Annotated in this window: 13 protein-coding genes; 9 read left to right on the top strand and 4 right to left on the bottom strand. The window is 61.8% G+C overall.

Annotation, left to right across the window (positions count from 1 at the left end):
* The first annotated feature begins 11 nt into the window (after nt 1-11).
* From ACYQ4Z_RS04400 to ACYQ4Z_RS04380, 5 genes are read left to right on the top strand one after another with little or no spacing between them, the layout of a single operon-like run.
* The gene (locus tag ACYQ4Z_RS04400) at nt 12-899 is read left to right on the top strand and encodes a TatD family hydrolase (protein ID WP_219970887.1); all 888 of its coding nucleotides are present in this window, start codon (nt 12-14) and stop codon (nt 897-899) included.
* Nucleotides 896-2,782 (top strand): peptide-binding protein, encoded by a 1,887-nt coding sequence (locus tag ACYQ4Z_RS04395; RefSeq protein ID WP_219970885.1) that lies wholly within the window; start codon nt 896-898, stop codon nt 2,780-2,782. Before ACYQ4Z_RS04400 ends, ACYQ4Z_RS04395 begins: the two co-directional genes overlap by 4 nt.
* Nucleotides 2,772-4,307, top strand: a complete 1,536-nt coding sequence (ubiD, locus tag ACYQ4Z_RS04390) for a 4-hydroxy-3-polyprenylbenzoate decarboxylase (protein ID WP_459860161.1) — start codon at nt 2,772-2,774, stop codon at nt 4,305-4,307. The genes ACYQ4Z_RS04395 and ubiD overlap by 11 nt, the downstream gene beginning before the upstream one ends.
* A 57-nt stretch (nt 4,308-4,364) precedes the next feature.
* Nucleotides 4,365-4,607, top strand: coding sequence for a FitA-like ribbon-helix-helix domain-containing protein (locus ACYQ4Z_RS04385; protein ID WP_217126401.1), 243 nt, complete (start codon nt 4,365-4,367; stop codon nt 4,605-4,607).
* Nucleotides 4,604-5,107, top strand: a complete 504-nt coding sequence (locus ACYQ4Z_RS04380; protein ID WP_459860159.1) for a type II toxin-antitoxin system VapC family toxin — start codon at nt 4,604-4,606, stop codon at nt 5,105-5,107. Before ACYQ4Z_RS04385 ends, ACYQ4Z_RS04380 begins: the two co-directional genes overlap by 4 nt.
* Here ACYQ4Z_RS04380 and recD read toward each other — a convergent pair.
* Genes recD through ACYQ4Z_RS04365 form a run of 3 tightly spaced genes read right to left on the bottom strand, consistent with a single transcriptional unit; the run spans nt 5,058 to nt 13,704 of the window.
* Entirely contained in the window at nt 5,058-6,905 is a 1,848-nt protein-coding gene (recD, locus tag ACYQ4Z_RS04375) for an exodeoxyribonuclease V subunit alpha (protein ID WP_438437948.1), read from the bottom strand. The genes ACYQ4Z_RS04380 and recD overlap by 50 nt on opposite strands.
* A gap of 14 nt (nt 6,906-6,919) precedes the next feature.
* Nucleotides 6,920-10,354, bottom strand: a complete 3,435-nt coding sequence (locus tag ACYQ4Z_RS04370; RefSeq protein WP_459860471.1) for a UvrD-helicase domain-containing protein — start codon at nt 10,352-10,354, stop codon at nt 6,920-6,922.
* On the bottom strand, nt 10,354-13,704 hold the full coding sequence (locus ACYQ4Z_RS04365) for an exodeoxyribonuclease V subunit gamma (protein ID WP_219970863.1): 3,351 nt from the start codon (nt 13,702-13,704) through the stop codon (nt 10,354-10,356). The genes ACYQ4Z_RS04370 and ACYQ4Z_RS04365 overlap by 1 nt, the downstream gene beginning before the upstream one ends.
* On the opposite strand from ACYQ4Z_RS04365, the gene ACYQ4Z_RS04360 reads away from it, so the two are divergent.
* Nucleotides 13,654-14,109: a DUF3592 domain-containing protein gene (locus ACYQ4Z_RS04360; RefSeq protein WP_459860157.1), complete on the top strand. Its 456-nt coding sequence runs from the start codon at nt 13,654-13,656 to the stop codon at nt 14,107-14,109. The genes ACYQ4Z_RS04365 and ACYQ4Z_RS04360 overlap by 51 nt on opposite strands.
* A gap of 62 nt (nt 14,110-14,171) precedes the next feature.
* A complete protein-coding gene (locus tag ACYQ4Z_RS04355) occupies nt 14,172-14,519 on the top strand; it encodes a hypothetical protein (protein WP_285615604.1) in 348 nt (115 codons plus the stop codon).
* A 1-nt stretch (nt 14,520) separates the two neighbouring features.
* Here ACYQ4Z_RS04355 and hisC read toward each other — a convergent pair whose 3' ends face one another.
* Nucleotides 14,521-15,603 carry a histidinol-phosphate transaminase gene (gene hisC / locus ACYQ4Z_RS04350; RefSeq protein ID WP_219970855.1) on the bottom strand — a complete coding sequence of 361 codons (1,083 nt, stop codon included), beginning with the start codon at nt 15,601-15,603 and terminating at the stop codon, nt 14,521-14,523.
* 79 nt (nt 15,604-15,682) lie between these two features.
* Here hisC and hisB point away from each other — a divergent pair, with 79 nt between their 5' ends.
* Nucleotides 15,683-16,282, top strand: coding sequence for an imidazoleglycerol-phosphate dehydratase HisB (gene hisB / locus ACYQ4Z_RS04345; RefSeq protein ID WP_219970853.1), 600 nt, complete (start codon nt 15,683-15,685; stop codon nt 16,280-16,282).
* Nucleotides 16,283-16,294: 12 nt separating this feature from the next.
* Entirely contained in the window at nt 16,295-16,954 is a 660-nt protein-coding gene (gene hisH / locus ACYQ4Z_RS04340; RefSeq protein WP_217126394.1) for an imidazole glycerol phosphate synthase subunit HisH, read from the top strand.
* Nucleotides 16,955-16,963: the final 9 nt, after the last annotated feature.

Below are 16,963 nucleotides of genomic sequence, written 5' to 3'. Positions count from 1 at the left end.
TGCGGTAACGGATGCCACCACCGATTTCCCTCATCGATACCCATCTGCACCTCGACGCCGCCGAGTTCGACACCGATCGCGCAGCGGTCTGGGAAGGCGCACTGCGCGCGGGCGTTGCGGCTGCGGTCATCCCTGCGGTCGAGCCGCGCCAGTGGCCGAGCCAACGGGCGCGGCTTGCCCATTTTCCGGCGCTCGCGCATGCCTGGGGCATCCACCCCTGTTTCGTCGACCACGCCCACGCCTGGGCCGAAGCCGAGGCGGGGCGGCCGCTCGACGATACAGCGGCAGCCGCGTTCGCGTGCGCGGCGCTCGAAGCGTGGATTACTGAGCACGGCGCTGTCGCGATCGGAGAGATCGGGCTTGACCGCTTCGTTACCACTCCTGCATGGTCACGGCAGGTCGTCTGGTTCGAAGCGCAACTGGCGCTTGCCGAACGGCTGCACCTTCCTGTGCTCTGTCATGCGCGCCGCGCTGTCGAAGCGGTGCGCATCCGCGTCCGCAAAGCCAACCTTTCCGGTGGCATCATTCACGCCTTCAACGGTTCGCGTGCGCAGGCCGAAGACTTGATCACGCACGGGTTCTGTCTGGGGTTTGGCGGCGCGATGACCCACCCCCGAGCCAAACACCTGCAACGGCTTGCGGGCACACTGCCTCTGGAAGGGATCGTGCTCGAGACCGATGCCCCTGATATCCCACCCGTGTGGGCCGAAACGCGCCCGACGCGCCGGACTGAACCGGCCGATCTCGTGCGCTACGCGGCCTTTTTGGCCGAACAGCGCGGAGCGGACTTTGATGCGATCGCCTCGGCGACTACCGAAAACGCACTGCGGGTCATCCCGCAGCTGCAACGCCTCCGCACAACGACCCCGCTCACTGCCACTTTGGAGCCAGCGCGATGAACGGCTGGGGTCGGCTGCTCGAATGGGTGACGCTCGCGCTCCTTTTGCTCCTTGCGATGTGGCAAAACGACCGCCTATGGGAACGGGTCGGGCGGTTGGAAGGGCAGTTACGCGAGCTGCAACAGGACTTGCGCTACGCCAACCAACAGCTTGCCCGGTTGAGCGTCAGCGCAATGGCAACGGGCGGTGGGTCGCCACCACCAGATGCGCGGGATTCTGCGCAGGATTCGGCGCACGATTTCGCAGCAACTCCGCCGGCGCTCGGCGCATTTGCGCGCGCCGCGCACGCACGCACCCGTCCCGATTTTGCCGAAGGGGATTGGTTCGTCCGGGCGCTACCAACGGGAATCGCAACGCTTACGCCGTACGTTTCGTCGGACGCCTATGCCGCCGAAGTGCAATCCTACGTGATGGAGTCACTCTTGGTGCGCGACCCCGAAACCTTGGCGTGGCAGGGGTTACTCGCCGAATCGTGGTCGTTCGACGAAACGGGGACAACACTCACCTTCCGCTTGCGTCCGGGCGTGCGCTTCTCGGACGGCACCCCACTTACCGCGGACGATGTCGTCTTCACATTCCGCTTCGTGATGGACGAACGGATCGCCGCGCCGCGCGCACGGGCCTACCTGCAAAAGATCGAAGCGGTGGAAGCGCTCGACCCCCGAACGGTCCGCTTTCGCTTTCGCGAACCCTATTACGACGCACTCGCGCTCGCAGGCGGGATGGAGATCCTGGCACGCCACTACTACGAACGCTACCTTTCCGAGCCCGAAACCTTCAACCGCTCGCGGGCGTTGCTCTTCGGCACCGGCCCCTATCGCTTGCGTAACCCGGAATCGTGGCGGCCCGATCTGGGAATCGTAGAGCTTGAGCGCAACCCCCGCTATTGGGGACCGGTGGCGCCACCTTTCGAGCGCCTCGTCTGGAAAGTGATCACCAACGAAACGGCGCGGCTTACCGCGTTTCGCAATGGCGAAATCGATCTCTACGGCGCGCGCCCAGTCGAATACGAACGCCTGAAAGCCGACACGCGTTTGTCCGCGCGCGCGACACGGTTCGAATACCTCGCCCCAACCGCCGGCTACAGCTTCATCGCATGGAACCCACTTCGCGACGGCAAACCGACGTTTTTCGCCGACAAACGGGTGCGGCAAGCGCTCACGCTTTTGACCGACCGCGATCGCATCATCCGCGAAATCTTCCTCGGGTACGCCGAACCGGCAGTCAGCCCCTTCAACCCGCGCAGTCCGCAACACGACCCGTCGTTGCGCCCCGAACCCCCGAACCTCGAACGGGCGCTTGCGCTTCTTGCCGAAGCTGGTTGGCATCGCCGCGCCAATGACGGCGTCCTGGTGAACGCCGCTGGCGAACCCTTTCGCTTCAAGCTCACGTTCTTCCAAGACAACGACGATACGCGCCGCATGGTGCTTCTCTTGAAAGATCTCTATGCGCGCGCCGGAATCCTTCTCGAACCGGACCCCACAGAATGGTCGGTGATGCTCGAACGCCTCAACCAGAAGGCGTTCGACGCGATTACGCTAGGGTGGACCTCTGGCGTCGAGGTTGACCTCTATCAAATCTTTCACTCGTCACAGGCCGGGCCGGGGGGAGACAACTTCGTCTCGTTCCAAAACCCCGAGTTCGATCGCCTCATCGAAGCGGCGCGCAGCGAAATCGACGAGACGAAACGGATGCAACTGTGGCGGCAAGCCGAACGGATCCTTGTCGAAGAACAGCCCTACACCTTCTTGGTTCGCCGCAAGACCCTCGCGTTCGTCGACCGCCGGTTCGCGAACCTTCAGCAGACACGGCTGGGCCTCAACATCGGGTTCGTGCCGATCGAAATCTATGTTCCGAAAGCGAAACAGCGCTATGGCCAATGAACTCCGTTTTCCCGACCTAAGGGCGTTCTTGACCTTTCTCGAGTCGCGCGGAGAACTGTTGCGCGTCACGCAACCGGTCAGTCCCGACCTGGAAATGACCGCGTGGAGCGACGCAACGCTCAAACGGGAAGGGCCGGCGTTGCTCTTCACCCAGCCGGCGCGCAGCGACGGAACTGCGTACGACTTTCCGGCACTCACCAACCTCTTCGGCACGCCACAACGCATCGTCTGGGGCATGGGGCAAGAGCTCCCCGAATCGGGCGATTGGCGCGAGCCGCTGCGCGACCTTGGGCGGCTGCTTGCCTACCTCAAAGAACCGGAACCGCCGCGCGGTTGGCGCGACGCCTGGGAAAAACTGCCGCTTCTGCGCCGCGCGCTCGACATGGGGCCGAAACGGGTCGGCCGCGCCCCTGTGCATGAAGTCGTCTGGGAAGGCGACGCGGTGGATCTTACGCAACTGCCTATCCAGCGCTGCTGGCCAGAGGACGTAGCGCCACTCATCACTTGGGGGCTCGTCGTCACCCGTGGCCCCCACAAAAAGCGGCAGAACCTGGGTATCTACCGCCAACAGCTCATCGACCGCAACCGAGTGATCATGCGCTGGCTCTCGCACCGAGGCGGTGCGCTCAATTTTGCCGAACACCAAAAAGTCCACCCGGGCGAACCTTTTCCCGTTGCAGTGGTGCTCGGTTGCGACCCGGCAACGATCCTTGCCGCGGTCACCCCCATTCCCGACACCCTCTCCGAATATCAGTTCGCAGGCCTACTGCGCGGCGAAAAGACCGAACTCACCGCCGCGGGCGTTGGCGACCTGGAAGTTCCCGCGCGCGCCGAAATCGTCCTGGAAGGGTTCATCCACCCCGGCGACACCGCGCAGGAAGGCCCCTACGGCGACCATACCGGTTACTACAACGAACGGGCCGAATTCCCGGTGCTCACCGTCACACGGGTCACGATGCGCCGCGACGCGATCTACCACACCACCTATACCGGAAAGCCACCGGACGAACCGGCAGTGCTCGGCATGGCATTGAACGAAGTCTTCGTACCGCTTTTGCAGCGGCAATACCCGGAGATCGTCGACTTCTACCTGCCGCCAGAGGGTTGTTCGTATCGGCTGGCGCTCGTTGCGATCAAAAAAGCCTACCCCGGCCACGCCCGGCGTGTGATGTTCGGTGTCTGGGGTTTCCTGCGCCAATTCATGTACACCAAATTCATCATCGTCGTCGATGACGACGTCGACATCCGTTCCTGGCCGGAGGTGATCTGGGCGCTCACCACCCGTGTCGACGCCGCGCGCGACACGATGGTGGTCGAAAACACCCCGATCGATTACCTCGATTTCGCCTCCCCCGTCGCTGGCTTGGGCAGCAAGATGGGGATCGACGCCACCAACAAATGGCCAGGCGAAACCACACGCGAATGGGGCAGACCGATCACCATGCCGCGGGAGATCGTCGCCGCCGCGGAAGCGGGGTTAGAGGGGTTGTTGAAAAAGGGATCGGATCGCACAGAAGAGACTTGATTTTCCATCGAAGTGGAACCATAATGGTTGTGCAAATAAGACGATGAGATTTTTGCTGTGGCTACCATCACGCTGAAGAATATCCCTGAGGATCTCTACGAACGGCTTAAAATCGTCGCCAAGGCCAACCACCGTTCCATCAACAGCGAGTTGATCCACTGTCTTGAGATTGCTCTGAGACCGCATCAGGTACCACCTGAGGAACGGTTGGAACGTCTTCGCAAGATTCGTCCAGACATTCCGCATTCTGCCGTATCACCTGAGGAGATCCAACAGGCGATCGAGGAAGGCCGGCCGTGATCGTTGCTGATACCAATCTCATCGTCTATCTGGTGATGCCGTCCCCTTATACGGAAGCAGCGGAGCGGCTTCTGATTCGAGACCCGGATTGGGTGGTTCCTTTTCTCTGGCGCAGCGAATTCCGCAATGTGCTTTCGCTCTACCTGCGCAAAGGGTTGATCCGTTTCGACCAGGCGCTGGCAATCCAAGCTGAAATGGAAACGCTGTTTCAGGGTAAGGAGTACGACGTAACCTCGCTGGACGTTCTTTCACTGACACACCACAGCGGGTGCTCAGCCTATGATTGTGAATTTGTGGCGCTCGCAAAAGCGCTTGACATCAAGCTTGTGACCATGGATCGCAAATTGGGTAACCTGCTTCCCGGATACGGCAATGCTTTTGACCGCCTTCTGCGAGTGACTCTGGCCGTCATGGCCTTGACGAATAAATCCCGCCAAAGGCCCATAAGAATCAACGTGCAGAAGCACCAGATCCAACCACCGCGCCACCCAAACCACTGACTCGAACCGTCCGATTCGCGACTGCGGCGCGAAAAGCGTCCTCGGTACCCCAGAAAACGAACCCGCGTTTCGCTCGGGTGATCGCGGTATAGAGCAGTTCGCGCGTCGCTACGGTGACGGTCTCGGCAGGTAAGACGAGCAACACGGCGTCGAATTCCGACCCTTGCGCTTTGTGTACGGTCAGCGCCCACGCGCTCTCCCAATGGGGCAATTGCGCAAGCGGCACGGGGCGCACCCCGTGCGGCGCGTCGGCGTCGAGAAACCAGGCAAAAAGCGTCCCTAGCCACGGAAAGACCACCCCTTGGTCGCCATTGAAGAGGGAAAGACTGTAGTCGTTGCTTTCGATCGTGATCGGCTGCCCAAGCAGGATCGGTCTTCCCGCGCCCGTACCGACGAACGGGATGCGGTGCGCGCGGTGCCAATGTTCGGCAATTCGGGCGTTGAGGGCACGCACGCCATAGCGGCGATCGTGGCGTAAGGGACTGAGCAGCCGAAAGACACGGTAGCGCGCAAAGAGGGTGCGCACGTACGCGGCAACGCTCGAAAAGTCGCTTCCGTTGGGCGCAACGGCAAGGTGGGCCAACACGCTTTGAAATCCGCGATCGATCGCCGCGAACAGTTCCGCTGCGGTCGGTTGGAGCCGCAATGGAGGAAGATCTTTGGGGAACTCATGCGACGCGAAAAGAGAGCGCAACACCGCTTCGTCCGCAGGGGACAGCATCTGCCACGCCGCGTCACCGTTGCCCGCGATCACCGCATCCGCAAACGCCCCAATCGCGGCGGTGAAGCGGTGGCTGCGGGAAAGAGGCAGGTGGCAATTCGGGTAGCGCGCGACGAGATCGGCCAAGACGTTGCCGGCTTCCACGGAGGCGAGTTGGTTGGGGTCGCCGATGAGCAAAAGCTGGGCGGTGGCTGGAAGCGCGCGCACCAGTTTGGCAAGAAGCAGCACATCGACCATCGATGCCTCATCGACCACGACCAGGTCGTAAGGCAGTGGCCGTTGCGCGTGGTAGCTCGGTTCGGGTCTGCGTCCGATGCCCAAGAGACGGTGCAGCGTGAGTGGGGTGAGCGCACAAAGACATGCTTTCGCAGCGTCCGAAAGCGGCAATTCGGGTAACACGTGCGTCAATGCTTCCCCCATCCGTTGCGCCGCTTTCCCAGTGGGCGCAGCGAGCGCGATCCGCATCTCAGGATGACGCCGAAGCGCTGCGGCCAAGAACCAGGCGAGCGTCGTCGTCTTGCCGGTGCCCGGCCCTCCGGTCAAGAGGGCCACCGGCAGTGTGAGCGCGCGCGCGATCACCGTGCGCTTTTCCGCTTCGAGCGCGAACGCATCGGCGGCTGCACGAAATTCGGGATCGAGCGGCGCGGTCTCGGCAGGGTCGATATCCGCTTTTCGTAACCCTTGGGAATTGGCGCCAATGCCGACGCGCGCGTCGAAAAAAGCGGCCAGGGTCTGTTCCGCTAGCCAGTAGCGGTGAAACTGCGCAAGCGTCCCCGTAAGGATCACAGGGGCAAATCGCGAGCCGTCCGAAACCCACGGTTGTTGCCGCAACCAAGCGGCCGTTTCGGCAGTCAACTGGAGAGCGGTATTGCCCTCGGCAAGGGCTTCCAAAAGCGCCTCCACGAAGCGTTCCACCGCCTTGCCCGCGCGCTCCGCTTCATCGACCACGTTTCGATCCGCACCAGCGGGAGGAGAGGAAACAGCCTGGAAGGTTTGGGCGAGGTGGCGCGCCAAAATCGTGGTTGCCGTCTCTTCGCGTTCCCGTTCCGATTGGGTCGTTTCGCTTTGCGGTTCCATCGGGGTTCCTTTCGCTAGCGGTACGCGGCAGCGGCCATGCCCAGGATCCGCCGCGCTTCGTCGAGCAATGGCGGTGGGAACGCGAACGTATGGATTCCGTGCGACGTTCCGGCTACGGTTCCGCGAATGAAGAGGTAGTGAACAGGCCCCAGATGACGGTGGGGATCGTACCCGGGCTGAAAGCGCGCGAGCAACCGATCCACGGCCACCGTGTAGAGGAGCGCCTGCAGGGTATAGCGGTGGTGCGCCACCGCCTGCGCCAGGGTTTGGGCGTCGTACCGCGCCAAGCGGTTGGTTTTGTAGTCGATGATCGAGTAGCGGTCCTTGTGATGGACGATCAGGTCGATCACCCCCGTAACGTACCCGCGCAGCGCGTCGCGCGTCGGCAACGGCCGCCAACCGGGATCGAGGCGCGAAAGCAGAGCGTTGAGCGCGTCGAGATCGATCGCGTCAACCGCGAAGAGAAAAGGGTGTTCGCGAAACGTGGCGTGACGCGGCACCTCCTGTAGCGTGAACTCACCCAAATCGGCAGCGAGAGTGGCGGCGAGCCGGGTGCGCAGCGCCGCTTCGGGAATGGGGCCAGAGAGGCCGCGGCGCAGCCACAAAGGTTCGAGGCACGACCAGTCGGGGTCGGTAAAGTCGATGGTCTCCAACCATTCATGGACAAAGATCCCAAACGCAGTGCCAGCCGGCAGCGGGTCACAAATCCCGCTGGAATCGCTTTCCACGTTACTTGCCGCAAACGGGTCGGTTGCTTCATCCAGCCAGCGGCTCCACGGGGTTTCGCGCTCGTCTGGGGTGACCGCGCGCGCAAGCGCAGTGAAACTGGTGCGTTGCCGCGCGCCTTGTGTGATGCGTTCGTGCGGGGGTTCCGCTGGCGGTTGCAAGGTAACCGGATCTTCGGAGTGCTGCCAACGCGCCAGGTGCGTGGGGGGAACCCGCGTTTCGAAGTAAAAAGCCGAGGAGGCTTCTAGCTGGGAGCGGCGGTTGCCGACCAGTTGATCCAACGGATTGTTGTCCGCTCTCGACCGCTGGGGCCAATAGAGCGTGAGGTGACGCTGCGCCCGGGTACACGCAACGTAAAAGAGGCGGCGGGCCTCTTGCTCGGCTAGGGTCTTGTAGCGCGCTTTGTCGGCTTCCGTGAAACTTGCGCGCGTGCCATCAGGCAAGGGGAGGGCAAGCGGCGTACTTGCTGATCGCTGCTTCCGCCAGGCGTTGTAGAGGAAGACGATCGGGTATTCGAGTCCTTTCGCGCTGTGCATCGTGACGATCGTCACCGCGTCGTCGTCGCGCTCCAAGCGCAGTTGCGCGTCATCCTTTCCCCCACCCCCATGGTGGCGCGCTCGCGCCCAGCTAAGGAGCGCTTCGGGCGTTCGTCCGCGGCTGCTCGCCTCTTCTTGGAGGAGTTCGATGAGGTGGCGCGCGTCGGCCACCCGCCGTTCGCCATCGGGTAAGCGCGCGAGCGTCCCCCAAATACCGCACTGCGAAAAAAGCGCTAGGAGCGCTGCAAGCACCCCTTCGCGTTGCCAGGTGCGCTGCGCTGCTTCCAGCGCTTGGACAATGGTCGCAACCGCCTCGTCGGCTTCGAGCTGCGCTACCGACCACTGGAAAAACGGCCCCAGGAGCAGCGCTCTGAGTTGGGGTAACCGCGCCGGGTTGCGGATCACTTCCAACAAGCGGATCAGTTCCGCGGCGGTGTCGCTCAGCCAAACGGACGTGCGGCTGGTGAGCACGCTCGGCACCCCCGCTGCCCGCAGCGCCTCTTGAACCGCAAGGGCGTTGTCGTTCGTTGGCGTGAGCACCGCGATATCACCCGGGCGCACAGGGCGTTCACGCCGGGCGCCGTTCTCCGTTTCCCACAACCAACCGGTTTCGAGCGTGGTGACGATATCGGCCGCAAGGCACCACAGTTCGGCACGACGGAGCGCCTCGGCGCTGCTATCGCCGCCGTTTTCTACGGCTACTACCCGAATCCGCGTCATCTCCGTAGCGCCCAGCCGAAACCCGAGCGCATCGGGCGAACGCCCAGCGGCGATTTCGTGCGCGACGCACCGCGAATCGAGGAACGGGTTCGCGTCGTTTGCGAAGAGTTGGTTGAAGCCCGAGATCAGGGTAGGGTGCGAGCGATAGTTGGTCGTGAGCGTGTGGCGATGGTGCGCGGTGTCGATCGCCGTGAAATAGGTCTCCAGATTGGCCCCGCGAAAGCCATAGATCGCTTGTTTGGGGTCCCCAATGAGAAAGAGCCGATGGTGGGACTGCGTGAAGATCGTGCGAAAAACCCGCCACTGATCAGGATCGGTGTCTTGAAATTCGTCGATGAGACACGCGGCAAACCGCTCCTGCAATCGGGTGCAGATGGGCGGGGTCGGTGTTTGGGTGAGTCGATCCGCCAAGCGGCGTTTGAGGGAATCGAACGTGAAGCGGTCGTTTCGGACCAGCTCTTCGGCACGCCACTCCTGCCATCGGTGAAATTGTGCGGCGAACCAGGCTTCGACCACTGCGTCGAGCGGAGGGGTGGCGCGTAGCGCCGCGTCGAGCGCACGCCATTCGGCAACGGCATGCGCCCGATTTTCTGGGGAAAAAGCCGTCTCGAACGGGACCTTTTTGGGTAGCGCAGTTCCTTCCAGGTACGTCAGTACCCCGCCTGCGGCATCGCGAAAAGTTGGCAATTCGCCAGCAAGAAGGGGCGCAATGAGATCCCGTTTGACTTTTCCCCGTCGGTTGTCGGCATTTATTTTACATAACAATTCTTCTGAAATTTCTCCAAGCGCACGCAAACGCGCTGGCGGCCACTCGGCATAGAGCACCTCATGCGCTTGCCAAAGGGTTTGCCAATCGGTAGGGGAAGAGAACCGCGCGTTCGGGCCCAGGCGGTGAAAATCGGACGCGAGTTTGTCCGGTGTGGGATAACGCGCAATCACCGCGTCTTGTAGGAGTTGCGGCAACACGGCGCTCCTTTGCCATAGCGCGTCGATGAGCGGTCGGTCGAACCGCGCTTCGTCCTCGAGCAGCGTTGCCGCGGGCGATATGCCCAACGCGAACCCTTCCTCTTGCGCTACCTGCATCGCAAACGCGTCGATCGTTGTGATCGGCGCCAGATCGAGCAACCCTTTCGCGCGACGCAGACGGTCGCGCGCCGCGTTGGGATCGAGTCGCGCCAGCCACAGAGAAAAGGGATCATCAGGAACAATAGAGGGATCGTCGAGTGGTGTGTGCAACGCCAGTTCCACCTCGGTCAAACGGCGGTGGATCCGTTCGCGCAGTTCGGCCGCTGCAGCGCGGGTAAAGGTGACCACCAAGATTTGGTCGATTGGAATCGCCTTCTCGACGACCAGGCGGACGAGCAGTTGAGCCAACGTGTAGGTTTTGCCGGTTCCGGCGCTCGCTTCGATCGCGTGGATACCCGGTAGGAGCGGGTCGTTGTACAGATCGAACGGCGCAGCCTGCATCACGGTTTCACCCCCATTCGTCCCGTTTCGCTTGGAACCGAGTTGGCTTCGGCGCTACCGGAGAGCGGGATGACTTGGCTTTTCTGTGCCCAAAATTCGAGCCGTGGTAGCAATAACGCGTAGCTCTCTTCCAATAGCGCATAGAGCGCGCTTTCGGAACGGTTGCCAAAGGCCCAGAGCAGCGAGGGATCGGTGTGGCCTCCCCCATCGTGCCCTTGGCGCATGCCCATTGCGCGCTCTGCCGATTCGAACCACGCGGCGCGGCAATTTGCTTCCCGCTTCGCATCGCGTTCGTTGTTTTCGGGCGACGAAGACCGCCATTTTTCCCACCACGTGTCCCACCACGTGGCGTGCCACGGTAAGGGGGCGCTAAGCGTTCGGGAAAACAGCGCGAGCCACTGCGCGAGCTCTGCCGCCGCCTCCGCTGCGCTGACCGGCGGGTGTTGTAAAACGATCGCCGCTGTGTCTGCTTTCGGGGTTCGGTCGAACGCGTAGAGGTGCGTGTGCCAACCGCCTCTGTCGCTTGCGCAGAGCAGGAGATGGCGCAACCAGAGCTGAAGTCGGTTCTTTTTGGTGACTCGGTGGGGGTGAAAGGCGACGAACGTCCGATTCCCTGCAACGGGGAGGGTGTCGGTGAGCGTCCAGCCGTCGATCGTCACCGAATAGGTCTGTGGTGTGGGCGAAGTCGGACAGGCGTGCCGATACGCCTGCCAAAGGGTCGAAAAGTGAGCGAATGCTTCCTGTGCGCGGCGCGCGCCACTTGGGTGCAGCGGCCAGACTCCTTCGGCCTGCGCGCGTTGTAGGGTAGCATTGGGCAGGGTTTCGTCCCATGCCATGCATGAAGCCGAACGGGCTTGGGCACCTTCGTTGAGGCGTTCGCGCAAACGCCATTCGTCGAGGCCATCCACCACCAATTTGGCGCGCGGCATCGGCGGTTCCACAAGGGGATCGGTCGCGACGCCATGTTGGGCCAAACGCCAGGCAATCGGTGCGGAGAGCGCAGCGGCGAGCGTCTCGAGGGCCAGCGCTTGGGTTGGCCACGGCAACGGCGGCAGTCTGGAATCGCCCACCGCGGGCGCCAACGAGGCATCTGCTGCGTGACGCAGCGCGACGCAGATCGCGTAATGGTCCCTGTCGCGACCGCGCAGCACGTTCGGGGTGTCCGCGGCGAAGTAACGGCTGTGGAACGGAAAGGCACGGTGGCTGATGGTGAGCGTATGCGGAGGTAGCGCGTCGTCGCGCTCAACCGGCAGCCCATACCCGTATTCCAGCACTTCCCGCAATTCGGTCACCACCTGCGCAGGCGGCCGCTTGGCGTTGGTGTCCGGGGTCAGCCCTTGCCACAGAATTTCCAGCCGTTCGCGCACGCACAGCAACAGTTCGAGAAAGGTATAGCGGTCTTCGCTGCGTAGGTCGCGGTCGCCGATACGGAAATGGCGCCGCAGCAGATCGTACGCGGGCGCCCGCTGTTGCCTGGGGTAGGCTTGATCGTCCATGCCGATGAGAAAAAGAACACGGACCGGAATCGAACGCATCGGCAGCAGATCACAAAAGGTAATGCCCCGCTGCAAGAAACCCCGGCTGTTGCGCCGTTCCGCCCCCAAAGATTCCACCCAGGCGGCAATCGTGGCAAACCCGATGGGCGTGCCGGTTTCGGTGAGCGGTGCTGCCTCTTCACCCAATGTTTCGATCGCCTCGTCGAGCGGTAGGCGCTGCGGGTCATCAGGAAAGAAAAATTGCGCCAAGCGCCGCAGCTCCTTTTGCCAGAACGGTAGCGAAAACCCGTCTGGGTGGTGCGCAAGATCGCGCCATTCGCGCATCCGTTCCCACAGCGCGAAAAGCGGAGCAAGGAGCGCCATCCGCTGGCCTTCGCACGCGCCGACTGGAGCGAATGCGTGCCAAACGGTATCGGGTGCATCACAGACGGCGCCCAACAGCAATCGGCGCAGCCCGGAAAGCCAGTCGTTGCGATGGGTCTCGCTCGTGAGGTCACAACGCACCGCGCCGATCTCGACGACCATCTCAGAAAGGAGATCCAGCTCGGCGGCGGTGAGGTCGAACCGAGCCATCACCCACGGTTGGTGGAGGAAATCCCATACCTCGTCCCAGGCAAAATCCCCTTGGATCAGCGCGAACCAATCAAGAAGACATTGCAGCGCGGGCGCGTCATGGACCACCGTCCGGTCGGCGATGGTGTGCGGAATGTCGGCAAAAAGCGGCGTGATGAAGGGGCGGTACTGGTCGATTTGCGGCGACATCACCACGATTTCGTCAAGCACCAGATCGGGCGTCTCCGCCAACAGGGCTCGGATCCGATCCCGCAGGACTTCGACCTCTCTGAGCCGCGTATGGCAACGGTGAAAGAGGATGTTTCGCTCGACATCAGGCGGCAGCGGGGATAACGTGTTGTCGCAGAGGTCGTTTTGCAGATGCTCGAGCAGGGTCACCGGGCGATCGGTGGGTTGGTGCCGTTCGAAATGGGTGAGTTCGGCCATGGCTTGCGCTTCCAGCAACAGGCGCTGAAAGTGCGCGCCATGCCGCCCGTAGGCGATCAGCAACGGGTGGTGCGTACCTTCAGGTAAGCCGTTGGGATCGCTCAGGTAAGCAAACCGCGCTTCCCGTTTGGGAATGTCGCCCCAGTACGTTTCGGACGGCGAAAGGGTGAACAGGTGCACCGGAACATGGGCGCTTAGCGCGAGCAAGACTTCGAGCATGAGCGGAGGAAGATAACTCACTCCGAAGACGAAGATCTGCGGCGGAAGCTGCGCCACCTCCGCTTCCGAAAGCGCTGCGAGCCGTTCGATCAATTGCCGCCACAAGGTCCCGCGGTGGGGTGCAATCGCAAGCTTTTGCCACAGCGCCATCTGCCAAGACGCGTGAGGGTCGTTCGCGAGCGGGTTCTGCCCCTGCGACCAAGCGTCGAGCCAATCGGAGCGCAACAATTGGTACTGGTCGTAGAGGTTGGCGAGCTGCTCGGCCAACTGAAAACGCTGCCGCGCGGCGTCCGGTTCTGCGATCCCGGGGAATGGCAGCGTCGCGGCAAACGCAGGATCGCGCAACGCTGCCTCGATGCGCCAGCGCGTCCGTTCCCGAGCCAACGGCGCGGCATCGAGCGTCACGCCAAACGTTTCGGCCAACCGGTCGAAGAAATGGTGGGGAAAAAGGAATTCACCGTTCCCCCAAATCCCGAAGTGGCGCGCCAGTTGGTGTTCGAGCCACCGCTCCATCCCACGGCCTGCGATCAAGAAGGGCAGGCGTTCGAAGGGTTGCGGCGGCGCATGCTCGAGCAGATCGACCAGATGCGCCAGAAGAATTTCGGTGCGGTTGCTGACGTGGAGGATGAAATGCACGGTGGTGACAAACGTGGAGATTTGGATTTCGCGACGAAAAGAAAGTATAACGTAACGGTAAGCGATGCCTTCGAGATTGGCGTGAAGGAAAGTCTCATGATCCAACCAGGGTTGCGCCGAACGAAATCGAAAATCCTCGATTTTTTCCTCCTACTTTTCGTTATCGTGGGCTCGGTATTGATCGCCTATGGTGGGCAGCAACTCTGGATCGCTTACCAAGCGGAGTCATGGCCTCAGACAGTGGGGACCGTCATCGCGTCATCGGTTGACTATCATCGGAGCCGCAATTCGGCCAGCTATTTCCCTCGTGTTCGTTATCGCTACAGAGTGCCGATTCGTGGACGCTCAATCGCGAAGCAACGCGGCGTTTCTTTTTGGTTTTCACCGCGTTGTGGGTTTTGCTGAGTAGCCCTGTCGCGTGGGAGGCTTTGCAAGGGCGCGCGGCTCTAGGACTATTGGGCGTTCCGTTGATCGGACCACTCTTTGCCTGGCTGTTTGCGAAAGCCTTTGCAAAAAGCGCCCAAACACCGTCCGAGCCAGTACCGCGCGTCACCATTTCGCGACCAGAGGAACAAGAACGTCAGCGTGATGCGGTACGCCAGAAGGAGCGCATCATCACGATAGTGATCGTGGCGTGGTTGCTGGTTGCAAGCGGAATCGTTACGTTTTTTGGGCTCGGTTCGCTCATCGGGCAAATCGTCGCGGTGCTGACGCTCATTGATGTGGGATTTTTGTGGTACCTCAAACATAAGATCCGCGCCAGGGCTTCGGCACCAGAATCTGGCGTTGCGCTGCAGAAACGGACGCGCCGGTGAATTATCCGATCGCTCTGAGCGCAGCAAGCAACGCGTCGTTCTGTTCGGGCGCCCCCACAGTGATGCGTACAAACGGCGCGATGCGTTCCGGTTTTGCGAAATGGCGCACCAGAATCGCTCGGGCACGAAGCGATTGCGCCAACGCTGCGCCACCGATCGACGGATGGCGCGCAAAGAGGAAGTTGGCTTTCGAGGGAAGCACCACGAAACCCATCGCAGCGAGCGCGGTAGCAAGGCGCTCACGCTCCGCAATCACAGCCTGCCGGGTCTGTTCGAAATAGGCTTCGTCTTCGAGCGCCGCGATCGCGCCGGCTTGCGCCAACCGGTCGAGCGGGTAGGAGTTGAAACTGTCTTTGATCCGGATGAGCGCTTCGATGAGCGGCGGTTGGCCGATCGCAAAACCGACACGCAACCCCGCCAGCGCACGACTTTTCGAAAAGGTTTGGACCACCAAAAGATTGTCGTAGCGGTGGGTAAGTGGCACGGCGCTCTCCGCACCGAAATCGACGTACGCCTCGTCGACGAGCACGACCGCTTTTCCCTGATGCGCCGCTACGATCCGTTCCACTTCGGCAAGGGGTAGCGCAATGCCCGTTGGCGCGTTGGGGTTGGGAAAAACGACGCCGCCACGCCCAGCCGCCCTCAGCGCGGCGCAATCGAGCGTGAAATCCTCGTCGAGCGGGGTTGTCTCGAACGGCAGCGCGTAGAGCCCGCAATAGACGGGATAGAAACTGTAGGTGATTTCGGGAAAGCGCACGGGGCCGCTGTGGCCCAACAAACCTTGAAAGGCGAACGCAAGCACTTCATCGGAGCCATTACCGACGAACACCCATGACGGTTCGACACGATAGCGTCGGGCCAGTACTTCACGCAGCGCTGTTGCCTCAGGGTCGGGGTAACGACGGAGCGGCTCACCCAGCTCCTGTTGAATCGCAGCGATGACACGGGGCGATGGGGGATAGGGGAGTTCGTTGGTATTGAGCTTGATCAGATTGGCAATGCGCGGCTGCTCACCCGGCGTGTAAGGGGAAAGTGCGGCAATGCGGGGGTTCCAGTAAGGAGAGGAAGCGTTTGGTTGGAGCATGATACTCAGCGCACGGATAGAGACAAACGGGAAAATGGTATCATGGCGACTCGAAGATTTTTTGCCGATACAGGACGTGATGACTGCCCGAACCTCTGAAGTGACGCGCACCACCCTTGAGACGAGCGTCACCGTTCATCTCGATCTCGACGGCTCCGGCAAAGCGCACATCGCCACCGGCGTGCCCTTCTTGGATCACATGATCGACCAGATTGCCCGTCATGGCGCGTTCGATCTCCGCGTCGAAGCGCGTGGAGACACCCACGTCGACGACCACCACACGGTCGAAGATGTCGGCATCACGATGGGGCAAGCGTTTGCCCGCGCGCTGGGCGACAAACGGGGAATCGTCCGCTATGGCCACGCCTACGTCCCGCTCGACGAAGCGCTCTCCCGCGTCGTGGTCGACCTCTCCGGGCGACCGATGCTCACGTTCCATTGCGGGTTCACCGCGGAAAAAATCGGCCGGTTCGACACGCAGCTCGTTCGTGAATTCTTCCAAGGCTTCGTCAACCACGCCGCGATAACGCTCCATGTCGAAAATCTCTACGGCGTCAACGCCCACCACCAGGCAGAGACGCTCTTCAAAGCGTTCGGTCGCGCGCTGCGCGTTGCGGTAGCCATCGACGAGCGGCGCTCCGGGTCGGTTCCTTCGACCAAAGGGTCACTTTCCGGCTGAGGAACCATTGCGATGCGCATCGCCGTGATCGATTATGGGATGGGGAACTTGCGTTCGGTGCAAAAAGCGCTCGAACATGTGGCCCCGCATGCGCAAGTGACGCTCGCCCACACGGCTGACGCGTTCTATGAAAGCGACGCGGTGGTCTTTCCTGGGCAGGGCTCTTTTGCCGACTGCATTGCGGCTCTGACCGCGCAGCAACTTACCGACGCGGTCCGATGGGCCGCCGCAAACCGTCCTTTCTTGGGCATCTGCGTCGGTCTGCAACTCCTCTTTGCCCATTCGGAAGAAGGAGACGTTGCGGGACTTGGTATTTTACCGGGGAAAGTGGTGCGCTTTCCCAAAAACGAGATGTTCGCAACAGGGCATGCGCACCTCAAGGTGCCGCACATGGGCTGGAACACCATCACCGTGACCCGCGACCACCCCGTTTTACCCGCCAGCGAAACTGGGAAACGCTACTATTTCGTCCACAGCTACGTCGTCGTTCCGGAGGACGACGCGGTCACCCTCGCTACCTGTGAATACGGGATTCCCTTTACCTGCGCGGTGGCAACCGGCAATCTGATCGCGACGCAATTTCATCCGGAAAAAAGCGGTGAAACCGGGCTGGCACTCCTTTCTCGATTCGTGACTTGGGCCCAAACCTTTTCCGTTTCATCCACCCAGTAGGACTACACG

It is taken from the genome of Hydrogenophilus hirschii (assembly GCF_054656675.1).
The sequence above is the reverse complement of the archived record's forward strand: the minus strand, read 5'-3'. Positions and strand labels throughout refer to the sequence as shown.

Excerpts from the sequence above, each read along its gene's own strand:
- ACYQ4Z_RS04360 (WP_459860157.1), top strand. The coding sequence starts at position 13,654 with ATGCGCCAGAAGAATTTCGGTGCGGTTGCTGACGTGGAGGATGAAATG.
- ACYQ4Z_RS04370 (WP_459860471.1), bottom strand. The coding sequence starts at position 10,354 with ATGCAGGCTGCGCCGTTCGATCTGTACAACGACCCGCTCCTACCGGGT.
- ACYQ4Z_RS04395 (WP_219970885.1), top strand. The coding sequence starts at position 896 with ATGAACGGCTGGGGTCGGCTGCTCGAATGGGTGACGCTCGCGCTCCTT.
- ACYQ4Z_RS04400 (WP_219970887.1), top strand. The coding sequence starts at position 12 with ATGCCACCACCGATTTCCCTCATCGATACCCATCTGCACCTCGACGCC.
- hisH (WP_217126394.1), top strand. The coding sequence starts at position 16,295 with ATGCGCATCGCCGTGATCGATTATGGGATGGGGAACTTGCGTTCGGTG.
- hisB (WP_219970853.1), top strand. The coding sequence starts at position 15,683 with ATGACTGCCCGAACCTCTGAAGTGACGCGCACCACCCTTGAGACGAGC.
- hisC (WP_219970855.1), bottom strand. The coding sequence starts at position 15,603 with ATGCTCCAACCAAACGCTTCCTCTCCTTACTGGAACCCCCGCATTGCC.
- ubiD (WP_459860161.1), top strand. The coding sequence starts at position 2,772 with ATGGCCAATGAACTCCGTTTTCCCGACCTAAGGGCGTTCTTGACCTTT.
- recD (WP_438437948.1), bottom strand. The coding sequence starts at position 6,905 with ATGGAACCGCAAAGCGAAACGACCCAATCGGAACGGGAACGCGAAGAG.